The organism is Acinetobacter sp. ANC 5045 (assembly GCF_004331005.1).
Classification (GTDB): Bacteria; Pseudomonadota; Gammaproteobacteria; order Pseudomonadales; family Moraxellaceae; genus Acinetobacter; species Acinetobacter towneri.
The window spans coordinates 156,535-178,520 of sequence record NZ_SJNS01000003.1 but is presented as its reverse complement, the minus strand read 5'-3'; the positions used below and the strand labels follow the sequence as shown (position 1 = coordinate 178,520).

At 43.8% G+C, this 21,986-nt stretch carries 20 protein-coding genes and 1 riboswitch; of the genes, 7 read left to right on the top strand and 13 right to left on the bottom strand.

The genetic code is table 11. The features are described from left to right. The first annotated feature begins 9 nt into the window (after positions 1 to 9). Positions 10 to 1,173, top strand: coding sequence for a S41 family peptidase (locus E0H79_RS04775; RefSeq protein WP_004975690.1), 1,164 nt, complete (start codon positions 10 to 12; stop codon positions 1,171 to 1,173). A 49-nt stretch (positions 1,174 to 1,222) separates the two neighbouring features. Here E0H79_RS04775 and E0H79_RS04770 read toward each other — a convergent pair whose 3' ends face one another. The 3 genes from E0H79_RS04770 to E0H79_RS04760 form a co-directional block, all read right to left on the bottom strand. Further along, complete coding sequence (locus E0H79_RS04770; RefSeq protein WP_004975695.1) at positions 1,223 to 2,656, bottom strand: sigma-54-dependent transcriptional regulator; 1,434 nt, start codon at positions 2,654 to 2,656, stop codon at positions 1,223 to 1,225. Between the two features lie 69 nt (positions 2,657 to 2,725). Next, on the bottom strand, positions 2,726 to 4,288 hold the full coding sequence (locus tag E0H79_RS04765) for a sensor histidine kinase (protein ID WP_131260993.1): 1,563 nt from the start codon (positions 4,286 to 4,288) through the stop codon (positions 2,726 to 2,728). 40 nt (positions 4,289 to 4,328) lie between these two features. Continuing rightward, entirely contained in the window at positions 4,329 to 4,964 is a 636-nt protein-coding gene (locus tag E0H79_RS04760) for a response regulator (RefSeq protein ID WP_004975702.1), read from the bottom strand. Positions 4,965 to 5,179: 215 nt separating this feature from the next. Here E0H79_RS04760 and E0H79_RS04755 point away from each other — a divergent pair, with 215 nt between their 5' ends. Then, entirely contained in the window at positions 5,180 to 6,271 is a 1,092-nt protein-coding gene (locus tag E0H79_RS04755) for a serine hydrolase (protein ID WP_131260992.1), read from the top strand. Positions 6,272 to 6,391: 120 nt separating this feature from the next. On the opposite strand, the gene thrC is transcribed toward E0H79_RS04755, so the two are convergent. The 4 genes from thrC to xerD form a co-directional block, all read right to left on the bottom strand. Next, on the bottom strand, positions 6,392 to 7,531 hold the full coding sequence (gene thrC / locus E0H79_RS04750) for a threonine synthase (RefSeq protein WP_004975706.1): 1,140 nt from the start codon (positions 7,529 to 7,531) through the stop codon (positions 6,392 to 6,394). A gap of 57 nt (positions 7,532 to 7,588) precedes the next feature. Beyond that, the gene (locus E0H79_RS04745) at positions 7,589 to 8,893 is read right to left on the bottom strand and encodes a homoserine dehydrogenase (RefSeq protein ID WP_004975708.1); all 1,305 of its coding nucleotides are present in this window, start codon (positions 8,891 to 8,893) and stop codon (positions 7,589 to 7,591) included. A 199-nt stretch (positions 8,894 to 9,092) separates the two neighbouring features. Continuing rightward, positions 9,093 to 9,908 (bottom strand): DsbC family protein, encoded by an 816-nt coding sequence (locus E0H79_RS04740; RefSeq protein ID WP_131260990.1) that lies wholly within the window; start codon positions 9,906 to 9,908, stop codon positions 9,093 to 9,095. Between the two features lie 150 nt (positions 9,909 to 10,058). Further along, positions 10,059 to 10,976, bottom strand: coding sequence for a site-specific tyrosine recombinase XerD (gene xerD / locus E0H79_RS04735; protein WP_004975712.1), 918 nt, complete (start codon positions 10,974 to 10,976; stop codon positions 10,059 to 10,061). A 185-nt stretch (positions 10,977 to 11,161) separates the two neighbouring features. On the opposite strand from xerD, the gene E0H79_RS04730 reads away from it, so the two are divergent. From E0H79_RS04730 to ftsW, 5 genes are all read left to right on the top strand, one after another. Next, positions 11,162 to 11,422, top strand: coding sequence for a FeoA family protein (locus tag E0H79_RS04730; RefSeq protein WP_004975713.1), 261 nt, complete (start codon positions 11,162 to 11,164; stop codon positions 11,420 to 11,422). After that, positions 11,419 to 13,275 carry a ferrous iron transporter B gene (feoB, locus tag E0H79_RS04725; protein WP_131260988.1) on the top strand — a complete coding sequence of 619 codons (1,857 nt, stop codon included), beginning with the start codon at positions 11,419 to 11,421 and terminating at the stop codon, positions 13,273 to 13,275. Before E0H79_RS04730 ends, feoB begins: the two co-directional genes overlap by 4 nt. A gap of 32 nt (positions 13,276 to 13,307) precedes the next feature. Further along, on the top strand, positions 13,308 to 13,559 hold the full coding sequence (locus tag E0H79_RS04720; RefSeq protein ID WP_004975717.1) for a DUF6587 family protein: 252 nt from the start codon (positions 13,308 to 13,310) through the stop codon (positions 13,557 to 13,559). A 171-nt stretch (positions 13,560 to 13,730) separates the two neighbouring features. After that, positions 13,731 to 15,077 (top strand): UDP-N-acetylmuramoyl-L-alanine--D-glutamate ligase, encoded by a 1,347-nt coding sequence (gene murD, locus E0H79_RS04715; protein ID WP_026438396.1) that lies wholly within the window; start codon positions 13,731 to 13,733, stop codon positions 15,075 to 15,077. 19 nt (positions 15,078 to 15,096) lie between these two features. Further along, positions 15,097 to 16,293 (top strand): putative lipid II flippase FtsW, encoded by a 1,197-nt coding sequence (ftsW, locus tag E0H79_RS04710; protein WP_004975720.1) that lies wholly within the window; start codon positions 15,097 to 15,099, stop codon positions 16,291 to 16,293. Between the two features lie 11 nt (positions 16,294 to 16,304). Here ftsW and E0H79_RS04705 read toward each other — a convergent pair whose 3' ends face one another. The 6 genes from E0H79_RS04705 to thiC all read right to left on the bottom strand — a co-directional run bounded on the left by E0H79_RS04705 (position 16,305) and on the right by thiC (position 21,679). Next, positions 16,305 to 16,544 (bottom strand): zinc-ribbon domain-containing protein, encoded by a 240-nt coding sequence (locus E0H79_RS04705; RefSeq protein WP_104852920.1) that lies wholly within the window; start codon positions 16,542 to 16,544, stop codon positions 16,305 to 16,307. Between the two features lie 52 nt (positions 16,545 to 16,596). Then, positions 16,597 to 17,526, bottom strand: coding sequence for a tRNA glutamyl-Q(34) synthetase GluQRS (gene gluQRS, locus E0H79_RS04700; protein WP_165492518.1), 930 nt, complete (start codon positions 17,524 to 17,526; stop codon positions 16,597 to 16,599). Positions 17,527 to 17,528: 2 nt separating this feature from the next. Next, positions 17,529 to 18,056, bottom strand: a complete 528-nt coding sequence (gene dksA / locus E0H79_RS04695) for an RNA polymerase-binding protein DksA (protein WP_004975725.1) — start codon at positions 18,054 to 18,056, stop codon at positions 17,529 to 17,531. A 212-nt stretch (positions 18,057 to 18,268) separates the two neighbouring features. Further along, the gene (cpdA, locus tag E0H79_RS04690) at positions 18,269 to 19,075 is read right to left on the bottom strand and encodes a 3',5'-cyclic-AMP phosphodiesterase (protein WP_004975727.1); all 807 of its coding nucleotides are present in this window, start codon (positions 19,073 to 19,075) and stop codon (positions 18,269 to 18,271) included. A gap of 10 nt (positions 19,076 to 19,085) precedes the next feature. After that, complete coding sequence (locus tag E0H79_RS04685; RefSeq protein ID WP_004975729.1) at positions 19,086 to 19,706, bottom strand: NUDIX domain-containing protein; 621 nt, start codon at positions 19,704 to 19,706, stop codon at positions 19,086 to 19,088. 77 nt (positions 19,707 to 19,783) lie between these two features. Further along, a complete protein-coding gene (gene thiC, locus E0H79_RS04680; protein WP_131260987.1) occupies positions 19,784 to 21,679 on the bottom strand; it encodes a phosphomethylpyrimidine synthase ThiC in 1,896 nt (631 codons plus the stop codon). Between the two features lie 102 nt (positions 21,680 to 21,781). Then, positions 21,782 to 21,929, bottom strand: a riboswitch (TPP riboswitch). Positions 21,930 to 21,986 lie beyond the last annotated feature (57 nt).

Genomic DNA, 21,986 nt, shown 5'->3' with positions numbered 1-21,986 from the left:
GATGATGGAATGACGGCTCACAAAATTTATGCGGTTGTGTTGGCAAGCGTGTTGTGTGCCAGTCATTCGAGTGTTTGGGCTGCGCCAGATTGGGAGTTAGATGGCCCTACACTACAACAGGACTATGTCGATGTGCCTGTAGAGTCGATACAGGAATTTGTACAAATCTATGGCATTGTCAAAGACAACTATGTGACTGAAAAAAGTGATGATGCCTTGTTTCAGCAAGCCATTCGTGGCTTGGTGAGCGGTTTAGACCGTTATTCACGCTATTTAACTGCTGAAGAATATAAACAACTTTTACAATATACCGAAGGCGACTTGGCCTCGGTTGATTTTACTTTGCGCTATGACGCTGCCCAGCAACATTGGGTCATTCAAAATTTAAGTGCCAATGCCGACTCGGCTAAACAAGGGCTGAAGAATGGCGACAGCCTATTTAAAATTGATAACCAAGAACTGAAAAAGCTGAGTGCAGATCAGGTCAATAACCTGCTCACAGGCTCAGTGGGATCGACTGTAAGCGTACAACGTGCAGCCAATCAGCCTGAAATTATGTTGGTACGCAACAAAAAAGTAGAAACCGATATTCAGGCGCAGATGCTTTCTAATCAGGTCTTGTTGTTAAAAGTACGTGTGTTTCAGCAAGACACCGCCAATGAAATTAAACGCTTAATTGAAGAACATAGCACGCCACGCTTAAAAGCCGTATTGATTGATCTGCGTAATAACCCAGGAGGCTTACTGTCTGCTGCGGTGGAATCTGCCGATTTATTTTTAAATCAGGGTGTGATTGTATCGACCAAAAGTCGTTCTGAAGGCGATCAACAATTTCAGGCGTTACCTAGCTTTGAATTTCAAAATTTAAAAGTCGGAGTACTGATTAATCATCGCTCTGCATCTGCGGCAGAAGTCTTTACCGGTGCTTTAAAAGACCATTCACGCGCTTGGGTGATGGGCGAAAAAAGTTATGGCAAGGGGGTGGTGCAAAAGCTGTTCCCACTTAGCGATGGTGCTGCCTTACAAATGACGGTTTCGCATTATTACACCCCACGCGAGCAAATGATTGAAGGGGTTGGGATTCAGCCGAATCAGCAATATATTCAAAGTCCTGAAATGAAAGAAGAGGCTTATCTTGAGCATGTGGCAGATTTACTGCTGAGCCGCCGTTAAGTCTCATCTGAGTAACACGTATTTTTAGACAGTCTTCATTGTTTAGCGTTTACTCATCTTCAGTATCTAATCCAAACTTTTTCAGACGATAGCGCAAAGAACGGAAAGACATGCCCAATTTTTTTGCTGCCAACGTACGGTTCCAGTGGGTCAGGTGCAGCGCATTCAGTAAAATGTCTTTTTCTACTTTTTCCAAGTAGGCTTCTAAACCTTCTTCAGGCAGTTTGCGTCCTGTCAGCAATACATCTGTCACGATCTGCTGTGGTGTTTCTGCTGTAGGTTGTGATTCAGTGGTTGCTGTATTGCTCATACTGAATTGGCGCAAGGGTGCGGTTTGTAAGTGTTTGAGATCAATAACATCATCATCACTCAGGGTAATGGCACGTTCAATAATATTGCGTAACTCACGCACATTACCCGGATAGTACTGTTCTAATAAAAATTGCTGGGCACGAGGTGTCAGTTGTTTGGCAGGAATGTCCCATTCTTGTGCAACTTTTTGAATGAAGTGGTCTGCCAATAACAGAATATCTTGTCCACGTTCACGCAAGGCAGGCAAGACCAAATCCATCACGTGAATACGGAAGAATAAATCCTGACGGAAACGTCCTTGCTGAACCAAACTTTCTAAGTCCTGATGACTGGCGCTGATCACACGAAAATCGACATCAATTTCACTATCTGAACCCACAGGACGGATGCGCTTTTCCTGAACGGCACGCAGCAGTTTGACTTGCATGCTCAGTGGCAGTTCGGCAATTTCATCTAAAAATAAGCTGCCACCATGTGCAGATTGAATCAGACCTTGTTTGTCTTGAGTCGCTCCTGTAAAGCTACCTTTTTTGTGTCCAAATAGCTCGCTTTCCATGAGTTCGGTGGGGATTGCACCACAGTTAATTGCAATAAATGGTCCTTCGTTGCGGTTACTTAAACGGTGAACCAAATTGGCGACAACTTCTTTCCCCGTACCCGATTCGCCTGTAATAAATACAGGCGCTTGCGAGCGCGCAATTTTTTTGATGGTGCTGCGCAATTGTTGAATAGGCAAAGACTGCCCAATCAACATTTTATATTCAAGCTGATCTTGGCTGTGATGATCGGTGGTGTCGAAAGGTTTATTCAGTGCTTTTTCAAGGAGTTGCTGTAAATGTATTTGATTGACAGGCTTGCTGACAAAGTCAAATGCACCTGCTTTTAAAGCAGCAATCGCAATATCCATATTGCCGTAGGCGGTCAATACGGCAACAGGTACATTCGGATATTGTTCGGAAATCCATTCAACCAGTTGCAAGCCATTGCCATCGGGCAGGTTTAAGTCGGTTAAGCAAGCATCGTACTGATGTTCTGCCAATAATTGCTTGGCTTGTGCTAAACGATACGCGACATGGGTTTGAATCCCCATACGTGCCAAAGTCATCTGCATGAGGGTACAAAGGTCTTCTTCGTCATCGACCAATAAAACCAAAGGTTGAACAGCGTGCATATTTTCCCCAAAACCACACAAAATTAAATCAAAACCACAGCAACAAGATTGATCCAATATCAATCGCGTTTATTCAATGGCACGTAGACATTTCATCCTGAAACATGCGCCTTGTTCTTGTTCTACATAGCTCAGCTTGGCTTGATTCGCCTCGCAAAAACTATGCGATAGATACAATCCTAAACCAGTTCCATTGATTTCGGTACTGAAAAATGGCTGGAACAGATAGAGGAGATCTTGACTGGCGACACCTGCACCAAAATCCCGCACATCAATATAAATATAAGTTGTTTGCGGGTAGACCGTAATCTCAATGGGCTGCTGTGCAGCATTGTGTCGAATGGCGTTACGAATCAGGTTAATCAGCACTTGGCGAAACTGTGATTCATCAAACTGGATGCTCAGTGGTTCGGTCAGTGTAAGCTGAATTTGACTCGCTGCATCAGGTAAATCTTCCTGAATGAATTGTGGCAAAAATTGATTGAGCTGAATCGCGACAGGCGTGGTTTGTTTATTTTTGACCATACTCAGCGTGTCGTGAATAATCTTATCAATCCGTGTCGCTTGTTTGCTGATCATGTCCGACAGCAATTGTTGCTGTGCAGCATCACTGCCTGTAAATAAATTGTTGGCTTGTACAATGGCTGCCAACGGGTTGCGAATTTCGTGCGCAATACTGGCAGAGAGTTGTCCTAAGGCGGCTAATTTGAGTTGCTGGACTTGCTGATTGATTTTACGTCCATCCTGCAGCGCCAATAAAGTCAGCGTTTGATGTGGCACTTTGAGTTTTTGTACCTGAATATGCACATGAAAATGACTTAGTTGCGACTCGAATTGAAATTTTTCTCCATCTTGCAATTGATCAAATTTGAACAGATCAAATAAATCGGGCTGAATTTTATACAATGGATAGGTCGCGTGCGCATATTTAGGATGAATCCCCAACAGATGACAGGCTGCAGGGTTGCTGAGGACGACATAGCAATTTTCATCTAAAACCAAATAGCCCATTTCGGTTTGTTCTAAAATATAACGGTTGATATTTTGTAGGCGGTTTAATTCCAAAGATTGCGAAAAATTTAGATTTTCTAAAATTTGGAAACGCCGTACTGCAATACGTCCACTGCCATAAACCACCCAAAATAAAAATGCCAATAGCGCACTTTGACCAATATTATTTAGCGATGAAAAGTCCAGCAAACTCCCAACAAAGTGTTGGTAAATCACCATAATCATCGCGATGAGGGTAATGGCTAAGGCTTTACGCTTTTGCAGCAAGAGAGAGGCTGCAAAAATCGTGATCACAAACAGCAGACTTAAATATAAATTAGGGCCATCGCTGGCAAAAGTCAGGCTACTCAGCGCGATAATATCGACTGCAAAAAACAGGGTCAGTTGTTGCGTGCTTTTAAAAGGAATATATTTATAGCTGATCAGTTGCAGGCAGCTAAAAATAAAATAGCAGACCAAGGTGTATAGATATAAACCCGGGTGCTGATATTGTGTGCCAAGCTGCTGAAAGGTGAGTAGGGTAATCAGCAGCAAACAAAAGGCAATCAGCAGTCGGTAAGTACCATACCACATGCCAAGATGATACTGATTTAACTCAGAATGTTGTTTTAAATCTGGCATATCGTAAAGGTCTTATTTGTGCATCAACAGCGTTGAAAATTTAGGGTTTAATCAGTCCATAACGAATGGCAAGGTGAGTCAGTTTGACATCACTATCAATATTTAATTTTTCAAAAATACGGTAACGATAGGTATTTACGGTTTTTACACTGACAAACAACTTATCGGCAATTTCCTGTGCGCTAATACAATTCACCACCATCATCGCCACTTGCATTTCACGTTCTGAAAGACTATCAAAAGGCGATTGTTGTGTGTCAGATAAGTATGAACTTGCCAGTTGTTCGGCAATGTCGGCACTGAAGTATTTACCGCCCTGCATGACTTTTTTAATGGCACGTACCATTTCACTGACAGGTGCGCCTTTGGTGATATAGCCTTTTGCACCTGCTTTCAGCAATAAAGAAGGGTAGGGTTCTTCTGCCAAACCACTCACCGCCAAGACCTTAGTGTCTGGTGCAGTTTGCAATAGACGACGTGTGGTTTCTACGCCTCCAATCCCAGGCATGTTCACATCTAACAACACCACATTGGGATGATGCTGACGCACTAAGGTAATCGCTTCTTCACCCGATTCAGCTTGTCCAATCACCTGCACATCGGCATGGTCTTCGAGCATACGGCAAATCCCAGTACGTACCAATTCATGATCGTCGACTACTAAAACTGTGATCACCTACACTCTCCCTTTGAAAAAATCATCTTTTTTGTTACATAAAGCAAAATTAGCTTGCAATGAAACGACAAAATTAGCAATGCTATTCTTAATCTAGAATGAAAAGTTCTGCACAATATGGTGTCAAAAACGATTCATTGTTGTATTTTTAAATGTAAGGCATATTTGAGGTAATACGCAAATGTATCTTACCTCCCTGAGTTGAGTAAGCAGTCGTGAAAAATTCTAAGAAGTCGTTCATGCATGTGCTGGTCGCATCTATGATGTTCAGCCTAAGTTCTGTCAGTTTTGCTGAACTTGTCATCAATCCTTCCTCTGGGAGCGACGGTCAGGCGACCTTAAGTTGGTCTTCGGAGCAAGCCGATCAATTCTTAAATGGTGATCTGGAAAGTACCAGTGCGAGCGCTCAGGCTGCGCCAGAGAGCTATGTTGCTGAACCTACTCCGCCAGGTTCAACGAAAATTACCACTACAGTGCGTAGTAGCAATGGTGTTGCACCTGCTTCCACTGCGCCTAAAACAGTCCGTATTTTAGATACCTCTGCTTATAGCAACCAACCATCAGTTAATGCACGTGCGGCTTTGGTGATGGATGCGCAAACAGGTGAAGTGCTGTATAGCAAAAATACCAATGTGGCATTACCTATTGCATCTGTGACCAAGGTGATGACTGCCGTGGTGACTTCTGATGCACGTTTGAATATGTCTGAACAAATCACTTTGCAATCGATTGATTTTGCAGGTGCAGCAGGTAAAAACTCAAGCTCAACTTTGCGTGTGGGCGACAAGTTAAACCGTGCCGAAGCGTTACTGTTTGCATTAATGAAATCTGAAAATCCTGCAGCAGCAGCGTTGGCACGTACTTATCCAGGTGGGAAAAATGCCTTTGTAGCCGCAATGAATGCTAAAGCGCGTGAATTGGGCATGCATTCTACCCGTTTTACCGAAGCAACAGGCTTAGACCCACGTAATGTATCTTCTGCGCGTGATTTGGGTATTTTGGTCAGCACCGCTTCGCAATATGGTTTGATTCGCCAATTCTCAACCACGCCAACCTATGACTTTAACTTGGGTTATCGTGTTTTAAAATCTAACAATACCAATGCACTGGTACGTAATGGTGGTTGGAATATTAATCTGTCTAAAACAGGCTATATCAATGAAGCAGGGCGTTGTGTGGTGATGCATACCACTTTGAATAACCGTCCTGCAGTGGTGGTGCTTTTGGGTGCAGATACTTCACAAGCACGTACCAATGATGCAACTCGCTTAATGAGTTGGGCAAGCCAGTTACCTAAACGTATTTAAGAGCACATTCAGCTTGGAGCGTTGAGTTATCAATCGTATGACTCAACTTCCGTTAAAGTTGCATGATTCCAAATACAAAAAAACCTGCTAATGCAGGTTTTTTTGATCACGATTCAAAACTTACATGTTTGAAAGGATAGAGTCTTTTACTTGTTGCATTGTAGCATCAATAGAGAGCATCACCGCATCTGCACATTGTTTCATTGCAGTGTCAGGATCTTTCAGACCGTTACCTGTTACGGTACATACAATCACAGAACCTTCTTTGATTTTACCTGCTTTGATGTCGCGCATTGCACCACCAATAGACGCAGCAGATGCAGGCTCAACAAATACGCCTTCATACATTGAAAGCATGCGTTGTGCTTCTAAGATTTCAGCATCAGTTAGCTCATCAAACCAACCTTCTGAATCGCGTACAACGGCTTTGGCATGGTTCCAGCTTTGTGGGTTACCAATACGAATTGCAGTTGCAACAGTTTCAGGGTTTTCTACAGGCGCACCACGTAAGAATGGCGCAGCGCCAGACGCTTGATAACCCACCATGATTGGGCGGCCTTCAGGGTTTGGACCTGTGAATTTGTCCGTTGCTGCGTCATAGACCACTTGCTCGAATTGATCGGCAGATTGGTTGGCAACCGCTTCGGTATAACCCATCCAGTGTGCAGTAATGTTGCCTGCGTTACCTACAGGTAAGCAGTGGTAATCTGGTGCACGACCTAACTCATCTACAATTTCATACGCAATGGTCTTTTGACCTTGTAGGCGGTAAGGGTTGATCGAGTTCACAATGGTCACAGGTGCTTGGTCAGCAACTTCTTTAACTAGACGCATACCATCGTCAAAGTTACCGCGGATTTGCATGGTGATGGCACCGTACATCATCGCTTGTGCCATTTTACCCATGGCAATTTTGCCTTCAGGAATTAAAACGAATGCTTTGATGCCTGCACGTGCAGCATAGGCAGCAGCAGCAGCAGAAGTATTACCTGTAGATGCACAGATAATGGCTTTTGAACCTTCTTCAACTGCTTTAGTAACTGCCATGGTCATACCACGGTCTTTAAATGAACCTGTCGGGTTTAAGCCTTCATACTTCACATAAATTTCAACATCTTTACCAATAATGCGTGGAATATTCTCAAGCTTAATCAGTGGCGTGTTTCCTTCGCCTAGAGAGATTGCACGTGTGGTTGCAGACACTGGTAAACGGTCACGATAACGGTCAACTAAACCAGTATAACGATTGGCATTCGACATGATGATGTTCCAATTGTGTGTAGAGCTTGGCAAGGGGAAATACTCCCCTTCACCCGATTAATTATCAAGCGATTCTAAACGAATTCGTACAATTTCGCCATGAATGGTTGGCAATGCTTGAATTTGTTGTAACGCTTCATCCATTTTCGATTCTAGGACTGGGTCAGTCAGAATCACGATAGGAATAAGGTCTTTTAAGCGTGATTGCTGCATGATGGCATCAATACTGATTCCCGCACGGCTTAAAATTGTGGTGACATCAGCAAGTACGCCAGTTTGGTCTTCGGCATTAATGCGAATGTAGTAACCCGTGGTCATTTCTTCACGGCTTAAAATTGGCAAGTCGGTTAAGGCTTCAAATGCCAATTGTGGAATTGTACCTGCGCCATCTTCGGTATAAGAAATGTCACGGACAATATCAACGACATCTGCAACTACTGCAGAGGCTGTTGGACCTGCACCTGCACCTGCGCCATAATAGAGCGTTGGACCAACCGCATTGGCTTGTACCAAGACCGCGTTTTTCACGCCATTAACATTGGCAATCAATTCTTCTTCAGGAATTAAAGTTGGGTGAACACGCAATTCAATACCTTTATCGGTACGACGGGCAATCCCCAAGTGTTTGATGCGGAAACCGAGTTCTTCGGCATATTTCACATCTTGTGCGGTCACTTTGCCAATACCTTCGGTAAAGACTTTGTCAAACTGTAGTGGAATACCAAATGCACATGAAGCCAAAATAGTCAGTTTGTGTGCAGCATCAATACCTTCGACGTCAAAAGTCGGATCGGCTTCGGCATAGCCTAACTCTTGCGCTTCTTTCAGTACATCTTCAAATGCACGACCTTTTTCACGCATTTCACTTAAAATGAAGTTGCCTGTACCGTTGATGATGCCTGCCAACCATTCAATTTTGTTGGCAGCCAAACCTTCACGGATGACTTTAATAATTGGAATACCACCTGCAACCGCAGCTTCATAGGCAATTTGTACGGCATTGTCTTCAGCTGCTTTAAATAGCTCATTGCCGTGTTCTGCAAGTAGGGCTTTGTTGGCTGTCACTACTTGTTTGCCGTGCTTCATGGCTTCCATGATCACGTCATAAGCAGGGTGAATACCGCCCATCACTTCAACCACCACGTCTACATCGGGTTGACGGACAATGTCCATCAAGTCGGAGCTTTGCTTGACCGATTCAGGCAAGTTTAGGTCAGGACGCGGACGACGTGTTCCCACATAAGTGATTTCAATTTCACGACCGGTGCGACGTCTAATCTCAGCAGCATTTTCTTTTAATAGTTTAAGGGCACCACCACCCACAGTACCAAGACCGAGGATTGCCAGACGAACTGGTTTCACGTCACACTCCATATTTTAATAACTTTAAGCAAGCCTAGATCATAGCTAAAAAAACGCGCTGACTCTAGGGCAGATCTCACTTATCTTCACAGTATAAAAAAAAGTAAAATAACGCATAAAAAATCGTTATTTATATTGGCTTCATAGATGCTACGTCTTGGTATATTGGGATGATTCAGCATCTACAAAACCTCTATTTTTATTTGTCTAAACGCTTGATCAATTCAGCGGTAGACAGATAGCCGCCTAAATATACGCCTTCGGCATTATAAATTGCAGGTGTGCCATTGACGCCCATATTTAAGCCCAATTGATACTGAGCACGAACAGGGTTTTTACAGTTGGCAGGTGCAATTTGTGCGCCATTCATGACCTGATTAAAGGCAGCGTGACGATCTTCGCTACACCAAATTGCTTCCATAGCAGGCATGTGCTGTTCACCACGCGGCCAAGCAATGTAACGGACTTCAATGCCTTTACCATTCATTTCATCCATTTGTTCATGTAGACGATGGCAATATGGACAGCTGACATCGGTAAATACATAAATGACGTGTTTGGTTTTGCCTTTGGCAGGGAATGCCAATAAATCTTCCTGTTTTAATTCAGCAAAAATTTTCTTGTTCACGCCTGCTTGCAGGTTTTCACTGACGTTATGTAGTTCTTTGTCACCTAAACGGATCACATCGCCTTGAATAATGTATTTGCCATCACTGGTGGCATAGACCGATGACATGCCTTCAAGACTCACCCAAAATAAATTTGGAACTTCAGTGGCTTTAATGTCGGTAATTTTGGCGTTGATACCTGCAGTTTTAAAATGTTGCTGCAAGGTTGTACTTAAACGCTGTTGTGCATTGCGTTCAATTAGGGTTGATGCTTCACCCGTTGCAGGCGCACTGGCGGTGAGTGTGGTTTGCTTTTTATCTTCATTGTTTGCATTTGAACATGCGGTGATTGCAAAAGCACTTGCCAGTGAACAGGCAATCAAAAGTGTCGAGCGGGTAAATGTCATAAACAACCCTTTCTTGTTGGCATAAAAAATAGAGCGTTAGCATAACAAAAAATATTCGTGATCGTTAGGGTCTGTTGCCATTTCATAAATGGCTTACGTTCATAGATGAAGTGTCAACAGACCCTATGCTTCTACGTCGTTTTTGTTTTTTTAAGCCCGTGGATGATGTTGGGCATGCAATTGCTGCATACGGATTTGTGCAACGTGGGTATAAATTTGTGTAGTGGATAAATCGCTGTGCCCGAGCAGCATTTGTACCACACGTAAATCTGCCCCATGATTGAGTAAGTGTGTGGCAAAGGCATGTCTTAACGTGTGTGGCGATAACTCGGCTTGAATGCCTGCTTGCAGGGCATAGCGTTTAATGGCATACCAAAAATTTTGTCGGCTCATAATGCCGCCATGCACCGTTAAAAATAGATAATCGGTGGCACTTTTATACAGTTGCGGACGCGACTCGGTTAAATATTTTTCTATCCATTCACAAGCGACTTGTCCCATAGGCACCAAACGCTCTTTATTGCCTTTACCTACAATTCGTAAATAGCCTTGTTTTAGGTTGATTAATTCTAAACGTAAATTCAGCAATTCCGTCACTCGTAAACCGCAAGCATATAAGACTTCAAGCATGGCACGATCTCGTAATCCGAGTGCAGTGTTGATGTCAGGAGCGTGAATTAAGGCTTCAACATCGGCTTCAGATAAATCTTTGGGTAAGGCACGACCTAATTTTGGGGTTTTATGCGCAGCAACAGGGTTGTCAGAGCGCAGTTTGTGCTCTCTTAAAAATTTATAAAAAGAACGTAGTGCAGACAGGCAGCGTGCAATAGAGCGGGGGCTTTTTTGTTGTTTGGTGAGTTCGATGAGTACATCTGAAATATCGTCATGATTCCATTCAGGCATGGGTTTGCTGACATAGTCACTGCATTGAATTAAATCGGACAGATAGGCATTGCGGGTATGCGGGCTGACACTTTGCGCGATTAAATCGTTGCGATAGCCTTCCAAAAAGCTCAAAGCTTCTGGAATTTGTATTGCAGCAGGAATACGAGGTTTTTTGTTCAGCATAGGAATCACAGACGAAATCACAAAATTAATTGAGAAATTCGATAATAAGCAGCGTTATTTTCTACTCTAATCCAATTCAGCAAGGCTGTCGATGTGATATAAAGCATTTAAATGTAAGTCGACCTTATTTGTTAATTGTTCTCATTTGCATGTTATAATATGCAAAATGGTATAGGAATTTCACGGTGCGTTTGTCAGAACTTAAAGCAAAACAAACAGCCATCATCCGTCAGGTATTACGTACCGCCGATGGTGGAACATCCCTTAGTGACTTAGTGGCAAACCGCTTAGAAACACTGGGTTTTGTGCCGGGTACGCAGGTGCAGGTGATTACCAAAGGTATTTTTGGTGGTGATCCAATCTTGATTCAAGTGGGATTTACCCGTTTTGCTTTGCGCAAAGTAGAAGCTGAACGCATTGAAATTGAACAAGGGGTGTCCGCATGAGCGATGCCTTACGTATCGCACTTGTAGGGAATCCAAACTGCGGTAAAACATCTTTATTTAACCATTTGACAGGGACACGTCAAAAAGTTGGCAACTACGCAGGCGTGACTGTAGAGCGTAAAGTCGGGCAATTCACCTTGCCTTCGGGACAGGCGGTGCGGGTGTTGGATTTGCCCGGAACTTATAGTTTAGAAGCCACCAGTCCCGACGAAGCCATTACTCGAGATGTGGTACAAGGCAAAATAGCCGAAGAAGGTCAGCAAGATGCCTTTCTTTGTGTCGTGGATGCCACCAACCTGAAATTGCATTTGGGCTTGGTTTTGGAAATGATTGCACTGGGTCGTCCGATTTTGTTGGTACTCAACATGATGGATGAGGCGCGTCGTCGTGGCATGCAAATCAACACGCAAAAATTGTCTGAGCGTTTGGGTGTACCTGTGGTGGAAACCGTGGCAGTGCGTGATTCAGGTATTCAAAACTTAATGCATGCCTTAGATCAGGGCAAATTTGCTGTTCCGCAGACAGAATTGACAGGCTTAACAGGCAGTCAGCATCAACGGATTCAAACCATTTTGCATGATGTGGTGCACTTTGTAGATCAAGAAGACAAACGCTCCGACTTCCTCGATAAAATTTTTTTACATCCTGTATTCGGTTTAGTCAGCCTTGCGGTGATGATGTTTGTTGTCTTCCAAGCGGTATTTGCTTGGGCTGCACCGTTTATGGATGGCATCGAAAGTTTATTTGGCTGGCTAGGTGAAGTGATTGGCGAAAACATTAGCCATCCCTTGCTAAACAGCTTGATTGTGGATGGCATTATTGCGGGCGCAGGCGGTGTAGTGGTGTTCTTGCCGCAAATTTTAATTCTGTTCCTGTTTATTTTAATTTTAGAGGAATCGGGTTATTTGCCACGTGCCGCATTCTTGCTCGATAAGCTGATGTTTAGCGCAGGTTTGAGTGGTCGTGCCTTTATTCCATTGCTGTCTAGTTTTGCCTGTGCAGTGCCGGGCATTATGGCAACACGTAGTATTGCTGACCCACGTGATCGTTTAACCACGATTATGGTTGCACCGTTAATGACCTGTTCTGCGCGCTTGCCTGTATATGCCTTACTCATCGCGGCATTCATTCCCAATCAAACTGTATGGGGCATGTTTAATTTACAAGGTCTGGTCTTATTTGGTCTGTATATGGCGGGCATTGTGAGTGCCTTGGGCGTATCTTTTGTGCTTAAATTTTTACAAAAAGATAAATCTGAGCATGTCTTGTTGATGGAGTTGCCTAGCTACCGTTTTCCAGACCTAAAAAGTGTTTGGATTGGTTTACTAGATCGCGCCAAAATTTTCTTAAAGCGTGTCGGTGGCATTATTTTTGCGCTGTCGATTTTATTGTGGTTCTTGTGTACGTTCCCGCAACCGCCTGAAGGCGCGACCATGCCTGCAATTGACTATAGTTTTGCAGGGATGCTGGGGCATGTATTACAGCCAATTTTTGCTCCTGTGGGCTTTAACTGGCAGATCGTGATTGCCTTGATTCCTGCGATGGCAGCGCGTGAAGTGGTGGTGGCTGCATTAGGCACAGTCTATGCCTTATCTGCAGTGGATGAAGATGCCATGTCCCAAGGTTTGGCTGCTTTAATTAGTGGTGGTGGTGAACTGGGCTGGTCATTGGCAACGGGTTTATCGTTATTGGTATGGTTTATTTATGCACCGCATTGTTTGGCAACTTTAGCAACGGTAAAACGCGAAACAGGATCATGGCGTACGGTCAGTATTATGACCTGCTATCTATTTGGTTTGGCTTATTTCATGTCATTCCTGACTTATCAAACGGCATCGTATTTGTTGGGTTAAGGCACATGCCTGACCTACAGGAGTAGATGAACATGGTTGAAATTTTAATTGTTGCTGCATTGGTACTGTGGAGTGCTGTAGTAGTCTTTAAAAAAGTCTTTCCCAAGACTTCTGGCGCAGTTTTTCTAAAACTCTCCAATTTCTGTACTGAAAAAGGCTGGCATGGCTTGGCCAAATGGCTAAAACCTGCAGCCGCGGCAGGCTGTGGTGGCAGTTGTGGTTGTGATTCTCAAGATCAACCCGCAGAAAAGAAAGTTGAAGTTCAAGCGGTGAAGTGGAAATAGACTTGTTTATTCACTTTAGCAATATTCTTTTTAAAAACCGTCTGCAATATGACGGTTTTTTTACGCACTGACACAAAAAAACTGCAGGAACTGCAAACAGAAAAAGCATTCAAAACAGCAAAGTGCTACTATTTTGTCTGTTTCAAAATTAGCGCACAAAATGGGGCAAAAATGTTAATACAACGTGGTGGATTAAAAGTCGTTGCAGGACTTGGTATTTCTGGTGTTGCAGCCGTTAATTTTTTACATCATCAGGGTTACCGCGTTGCTGTGACAGATTCTCGCCCCACACCCCCAGGGCATGACCAAATTCCTGCCGAAGTGGAAACCCGTTTTGGTCAGTTTGATCAGGATTTATTGTTGTCTGCAGAAGAAATTGTGATTAGCCCAGGGCTAGATCCAAAACTCCCTGAAATTCAGGCTGCGATGGCGCAGGGCATTCCTGTGGTGAGTGAAATTCAGATTTTACGTCGTGCGACCGACAAACCTATTGTGGCAATTACAGGGTCTAATGCGAAAAGTACCGTTACCACACTGATTGGTTTAATGGCAGAGCAGGCAGGCAAAAAAGTCGCGGTAGGTGGCAATTTGGGACGCCCTGCGCTGGATCTGATCAAAGATGATCCTGAACTGTATATTTTAGAACTCTCCAGTTTTCAGCTAGAAACCACCTCGAATTTAAATGCAGAAGTGGCGGTAGTGCTGAACATGAGTGAAGACCATTTAGACCGTCATGGCGATATGCTCGGTTATCACACCGCCAAACATCGTATTTTTCAGGGTGTGAAAAAAGTGGTGTTTAACCGTGATGATGCTTTGAGTCGTCCGTTGGTGCCAGATCAGACTCCTATGCAAAGTTTTGGCTTAAATGCGCCTGACCTAAACCAATACGGCTTATTAAAAGATGATGATGGCAGCATGTGGTTGGCACGTGGGCGTGAGCGTTTATTAAAAAGCACCGAGATGTATATTCAAGGCACACACAATATTGCTAATGCATTAGCGTGTTTGGCATTGGGTGAAGCCATTGGTTTATCTATGCACAGCATGCTGGAAACGCTGAAAACCTTTAAAGGTTTGGAGCATCGTTGTGAATTCGTCAAAGAATTACATGGGGTGCGTTATTATAATGACTCCAAAGGAACCAACATCGGTGCAACTTTGGCAGCTTTAGATGGCTTGGGTGCAGCAATTCAGGCACAAGGCGGTAAGGTTGCGATTATTTTAGGTGGGCAAGGCAAAGGGCAGGACTTCACTGCGCTACGCCAATCATTGCAACAATATGCCAAACTGGCAGTGTTGATTGGTGAGGATGCTACGAAAATTGAAACAGCAGTTGCGGGAACAACCCAACTCTTAACTGCAGATACCTTGCAACAAGCAGTTGAAATCTGCCAACAACATACACAAGCGCATGATGTGGTGTTATTGTCACCTGCATGTGCAAGTTTTGATATGTTCTCGGGCTATCCAGAACGTGGTCACAAGTTCGTTGCTTATGTCAACGCACTGGTATAACAACAATAAGGTGTGAGATATGGCTGGCTTTGCTCAGACAACAATCAATAAACTCAATCAGGTCTATGAGCGCTGGTTACCCAAACTGCCAGCGGAAGTGAATGTACGCAATGTACTGATTTTTAGCGTACTGGCGCTGTTATGTATTGGTTCAATCATGGTGGCATCGGCTTCTATGCCTTATGCCGAGCGCATGCATGAAAATGCCTTTCACTATGTATTGCGTCATGGCATTTCTATTGTGGTGGCATTAATCGCTGCCGTGATTGCCTATAGAGTGCCGCTGAATACCTGGTTTAACAACACCTTCTTTCTGTGGATTGTGACCATTGCCTTGTTGGCTGCAGTGTTGCTGGTGGGTACTGAAGTCAATGGTTCTAAACGCTGGATTCGGGTCGCAGGTTTTACCCTGCAAGCTTCCGAAGTCGCTAAAGTGATGATGGCCATTTTTACCGCTGACTATGTGGTGCGCCGTGCCGAAGAAGTGCGTAATAACATTAAAGGTCTGATCCGTCTTGCAGTGATTATGGCAGTCACGGTAGGTTTGGTGATTGCAGAGCCTGACTTGGGGGCGACCGTGGTGATTGCCTTGACCATGTTAGGGGTCTTTTTTTTAGCTGGTGCGCCATTAATTCAGTTTGGTATTGCCTTTGGCGCGATTATTGCCGCCTTTGTGTTTTTGGTGGTATTTGAGCCTTATCGTTTTGAGCGTTTAATGTCGTTCTCAAACCCGTGGAATGACCCTTTGGGTGTCGGTTATCAGTTGTCTAACGCCTTAATGGCATTTGGACGCGGTGAATGGGCAGGCGTAGGCTTGGGGCATAGTATCCAGAAAATGTCCTATTTACCTGAAGCACATACGGACTTTATGTTGGCTGTCTTAGGTGAAGAGTTTGGCTTTTTAGGCATTTTTGTGGTGTTGAGCTTGTCTTTTGCTATGCTGATTGCCTGCATTAAAATTGGTCATCGCGCCCTGAAAAACCAGTACTTACGTGCAGGATATTTGGCTTATGGCATCAGCATTATCTTCTTATTACAGATTATGGTGAATGCAGGCATGAATATGGGTATGTTGCCTACCAAAGGTTTGACTCTACCTTTTATTAGTTATGGTGGTTCATCGTTAATTATGTGTGCAGTGATGGTGAGTTTGATTCTGAAAATTGAAGCCAGCACGCATGAGATTAACCCTAGCCGTGAAGAATCCAGCTTCTAGAATTTATCCTTCTATTTCGCTTCTGGCTGAGCATGGTGCAAGACCATGCTTGGCATGACTGTTCCGCAGTGTAAGCACTTGACTGTAGTATTTTTTTGTTTAGACATAGGAAACAAGGGAATAAAAAATAAGGAAAAATATTGTCGTTGCTGTCTGAGTTCATAGCTACTGCGAGTGCGGCAAACGGGGCAGCTAAATTGACTTTTCTCGACCACTTTGGTTTTCGGTCCAACACCAAAAATAAAAAACATGACACAACCTCAAATGATCCATTTCAATTTGAGCATAACTGAATTTTAAATTTTATAAATAATAGCCGTGTAAAGCTGTGCCTGTAGGAATACGTGAAAGATCCCATTGCTGAATGGCTTGCGTAAGCATGCGTGCAGGGGTGTCTAATTCGACAGTGGCTTGATTTAAGGCAGTTAAAGCGGCTTGTAGCAGCTTCGATGCTTGGGCTAAATCTAAAGCTTGTGCCAAGTTCTGTTTAGACAGTTTTTGCCCTTGTGCATTCATGGCTAAAGGCAGGTGCGTGTAGCTGAGTTTAGGGTAGCCTAACAGTTGCCCCAAATAGATTTGCCGTGCGGTGTTGTCGAGTAAATCTGCGCCGCGAACCACATGGGTAATGCCTTGCAAATAATCATCCACCACCACTGCCAGTTGATAATTGATAATGCCATCACGCCGTTTTAGGACAAAATCGCCCAAGTCCTGCGCAAGGTTGGAACATTGTTTGTCTTGCAGGCGGTCTTGAAAGCAAATCTCTTGGTCTGTGACTTTGACTCGAATCGCTTGATTGGCAAAATCTAAACCTAAATTGCGGCAAGTCCCTGCATAAATATGATTGGAGCCAAGCATTTTGCGGGTGCATTGACAGGCATAGACCAAGTCGCGTTGCTGCAATTGTTGCAACACGGCTGCATAGAGATCGAGGCGATCTTTCTGGAAAATAATTTCGGCATCTGGCTCAAATTGAAAGGCATCAATACAACGCAAGATATGATTTTCACTGCCAGGGTAAATGCGTGGGATGTCAGTATCTTCAATACGTACCAGCCAAGTGCCGTGCTGGGCTTTGGCATCGCAATAACTGGCAACGGCAGTAATGAGAGAGCCAAAATGCAAAGGGCCGGTTGGCGATGGCGCAAACCGACCTGAGTAGCGCGTCAGCGAAATATGATCTCGCTGCTGCGCATGGGGAGCATGCTCCGCTAAAGAATTTTCAACAGTCACAATTAACCGTTATTTTGCTTCTCTTTGATCTCTGCCAAAGTTTTGCAGTCAATACATAACGTTGCCGTTGGGCGTGCTTCTAAACGACGCAGACCAATTTCGATACCACAAGTTTCACAGAAACCATAGTCATCGTTTTTAATCGCTTCAATGGATTGTTCAATTTTACGAATCAATTTACGTTCACGGTCACGGGTACGTAATTCAATCGCAAATTCTTCTTCTTGTGTCGCGCGGTCATTCACATCAGGCAAAGCGGTATTTTCGTCTTGCATGGTGTTGAGTGTACGATCTACTTCTGACATTAACTCTTCTTTCCACGCCATTAAAATTTGACGGAAATGTTCGAGTTGTCCTTCAGACATGTATTCTTCATTCTTTTTCGGCTGATAAGGTGCAATACCAAATAAGCTAGCTGTAGAACCACCCTCTAAAGCCTTTGGCTTTGCCTTACGCACGCGTTTTGTAGCTTTTTCTTCTACAAGATCTGTTTGTTCGTCCAAGACTTGATTTTGGTTGTCATTCGCCATGTAGGGCATTCCTCATCATATGCGTAAGATTCATACGCGAAAAATATGGTGATATGCAAGTGTTTTTATCCACTCCCTCAGAAAGAATTCTCTCTTCGGGGGACGTCATCATATAGACTTTTTTTGATTATGGATAGTCTTTGATGTTTGGATGTGTTATCGCATTTTTTCGTTGAAGGCATAAAGTAAAGCAAAAAAAATAAAATGGAAAGTTAATAACCTGAAATTTCAAAATTTATTTGTTGTGTGACATGCTCAACCCGATGCACTTGGGTGCTAAAACTGCCATCTGCATTCAAATGTAACACACGGTAACCCGGTGCCTCAGGCCCAAGCGCAAAGTGCTGGCTATGTGGTTTAAATTGCACGCAGGTCGATGGGGTCGAGTAAAATTGAATCCCTTGCCATTCATTTAATGAGTCTTGATGCACATGCCCACACAGCACCAATTTGACATTGTTGTGGCGTGCCAATACATCAATTAAGGCTTCGGTATTTTTAAGTTTGTGCTGATCTATCCAGTGCGATTGCATATCAAAAGGATGGTGATGACAGGCAATAATCACCTGCTGCTGCGCATGTTGCTGTAAAAGCTGATCTAACTGCTGTAATTGTGCTGCGTCCATCCAGCCATCAATCCGACCTTTAACCGCAGTATTCAGTAAAATGACACTCCAATTGCCCAACTCAATTGCATGAACTTGATTGGACTGTAAATGGAATGGAAAAACCGCGGCATCATCATGATTGCCCGGAATCTGGAAATGCGGCGTATTCAAAGTCTGCATAAACTGCAAATAACGCTGATAGGTTTCAGCAACAGGGATTTGTGCTAAATCGCCTGTATGGAAAATAGCATCGAGCTGCGGATATTGCTGTTGAATATCGTGCATTACCGCGTGAAAGCTGCGTTCAGGATTCATGTGCACAAACTCTAAATCTTCCTGATTCATGAGGTGCGTATCTGAAATTTGTACAATTGTCCAGCGTTGCTGGTGATTGTTTGAGAATAAAGTCATGCCTGACCCCTTAGACATCCTTCACGGTTTTAATTTGTTGTTGTAACCATTGCAATGCCATGATGACAGGTGCGTTTTTTAGCCGACCATTGGTCAGCAAGTTTGGAATTTCCTGATAATCAAGAATGTGTAATTGAATATTCTCTCCTTCATCTGGCATACCAAACACGCCACCTTCCTGTGGTAACGTGGTGCTCGCACTATATAAGTGGAACAATTCTGCGCATGCACCCGCAGATGGATAAAAACTGAATAAATGTTGTAATTCTTTTAATTCACAGCCCGATTCTTCCAAAGCTTCACGACGAATGCAACTTTCAGGTGATTCATTGCCATCTAGCACGCCTGCAATCACTTCGAGTTGCCAAGGCGAGTCGCAATCATCAATTGCACCAATACGGAATTGTTCAATCAGGGCAAATTTTTGTTGTGGTGCATCATAAATGAGTACCCCAGCCGCTTCAGGGCGTTGAATGAGTTCACGCTGAAGGACTGGGGTATATGTAGTTTGATTAAACAAGCGATGGCTCAGGCTGACTTTTTCAACCTGAATAAAACCACGATACAGGTATTCACGTTGGTGAATCTGTGCATCGTGTTGTCCATAAGTTGCTTGTTGAATAATCTTCATAAATTCTCATCAGGATGAGCAAAGCATAATTTCATCCTAACTGAGATTTTATTGAATACAAACGCTTTTTAAACAAATTAGAGCTTATAGTATAATTTTTGACCATGTTCCTGATAAGCGGTTTTCATGGCTTTGAGACCTGATTCGACCTCTGCATCTACTTGCTCCGTTTTGTTCGCAGCATTTTGATTTTGTGCATAATCTCTCACGTTTTGCGTGATTTTCATCGAACAGAACTTTGGTCCGCACATTGAACAGAAGTGTGCAGATTTATGCGCTTCTTTTGGCATGGTTTCATCATGCATGCTGCGTGCGGTATCTGGGTCAAGGCTCAGGTTAAACTGATCTTCCCAGCGGAATTCAAAACGTGCTTTAGATAAGGCATTGTCACGTGCTTGCGCGCCCGGATGTCCTTTGGCAAGGTCAGCCGCATGTGCTGCAATTTTATAGGTGATGATGCCGTCTTTGACGTCTTTTTTGTTCGGTAAGCCTAAGTGCTCTTTAGGTGTCACATAGCACAACATTGCAGTACCGTACCAACCAATCATCGCTGCACCAATTGCAGAAGTAATATGGTCATAACCTGGTGCAATATCCGTGGTTAATGGGCCGAGTGTATAGAATGGTGCTTCTTTACAGACTTCAAGTTGCAAGTCCATATTTTCTTTGACCATGTGCATTGGTACGTGCCCCGGGCCTTCAATCATCACTTGCACATCATGTTCCCAAGCGCGGTGAGTCAATTCACCCAAAGTTCGCAGTTCGCTGAATTGTGCTTCATCGTTGGCATCTTGAATACAACCCGGACGTAAACCATCACCTAAGCTGAACGATACATCGTAAGCTTTCATGATTTCGCAGATTTCATCAAAGTGTGTGTAAAGGAAGTTTTCTTCATGATGCGCCAAACACCATTGCGCCATGATTGAACCGCCACGCGATACAATACCTGTTAAGCGATTGGCCGTGAGTGGTACATAACGCAATAACACGCCTGCGTGAATGGTGAAGTAATCCACACCTTGTTCAGCCTGTTCAATCAGCGTGTCTTTAAAGATTTCCCAAGTGAGGTCTTCGGCAATGCCGTTTACTTTTTCTAGTGCCTGATAAATAGGTACAGTACCAATTGGCACAGGCGAGTTGCGGATAATCCATTCACGGGTTTCATGGATGTTTTTACCTGTCGATAAATCCATGATGGTATCTGCGCCCCAACGGGTCGCCCAAGTCATTTTCGCGACTTCTTCATCAATACTTGAACCTAGTGCCGAGTTACCAATATTGGCATTGATTTTGACCAAGAAGTTGCGACCAATAATCATTGGCTCACATTCTGGGTGGTTAATGTTGGCAGGAATAATTGCACGACCTTCAGCCACTTCCTGACGTACAAATTCAGGCGTGATTTCAGTTAGATTTTTAGCTCCAAAGTTTTGCCCCGAATGCTGACGCATATCGACACCTTCGCGTTGGCGTTGGTTTTCACGAATGGCGATATATTCCATTTCAGGGGTGATGATGCCTTGTTTGGCATAGTGCATTTGGGTGACGTTTTTACCAACTTTGGCACGACGTGGCTTTTGAATATGGGCAAAACGAATCTCTGCAGTGCGAATATCGCGTAAACGCTCTTGACCAAATGCCGAGCTGAGGGTTTCTAGTTTTTCGGTGTCTTGGCGCTCTTCAATCCAACTGTCGCGGATGTTCGGCAAGCCTTTATTCAGATCAATTTCTACATTTGGATCGGTATACACACCAGAAGTGTCATACACCATGAGCGGCGGATTGTGCTCACCGCCTAAGCCTGTTGGGGTGTCGGTCAGTTCGATTTCACGCATTGGCACCTGAATGTCTGGGCGTGAGCCTTGAATATAGACTTTTTTCGATGCTGGCAAAATGCGGGTTAAATCTTTGGCATCTTGCTCGTGTTGAGCAGAAATGTCAGCAGGGGATAGATTCGTTAATTGGTTCATTGCAATGATCCTGAAGAATGAAATCAACGAATCAAGCACGACCAAAAACATTGCAATTGAGTTGTTGAGACTTTAATAGTTCAACATTAACCGTGTGGCTGGGTTTTTAGGTGGCTTGATTCCTACGCAGGTTTTAACCTGATCAGGTTCAACGGTACTTGGGTTTACAGCTTGGTTTGCAGATTTTAGGCTACAAACTCAGCATGGACACAATCTCAGCGAGGAATTACTCGCGCTCCGTCAAGCTGTATAAATAGTAGCACGTTGTTGGTATAAAAGCAGGCTTCGCGCGGCTTTTATTCTTTGA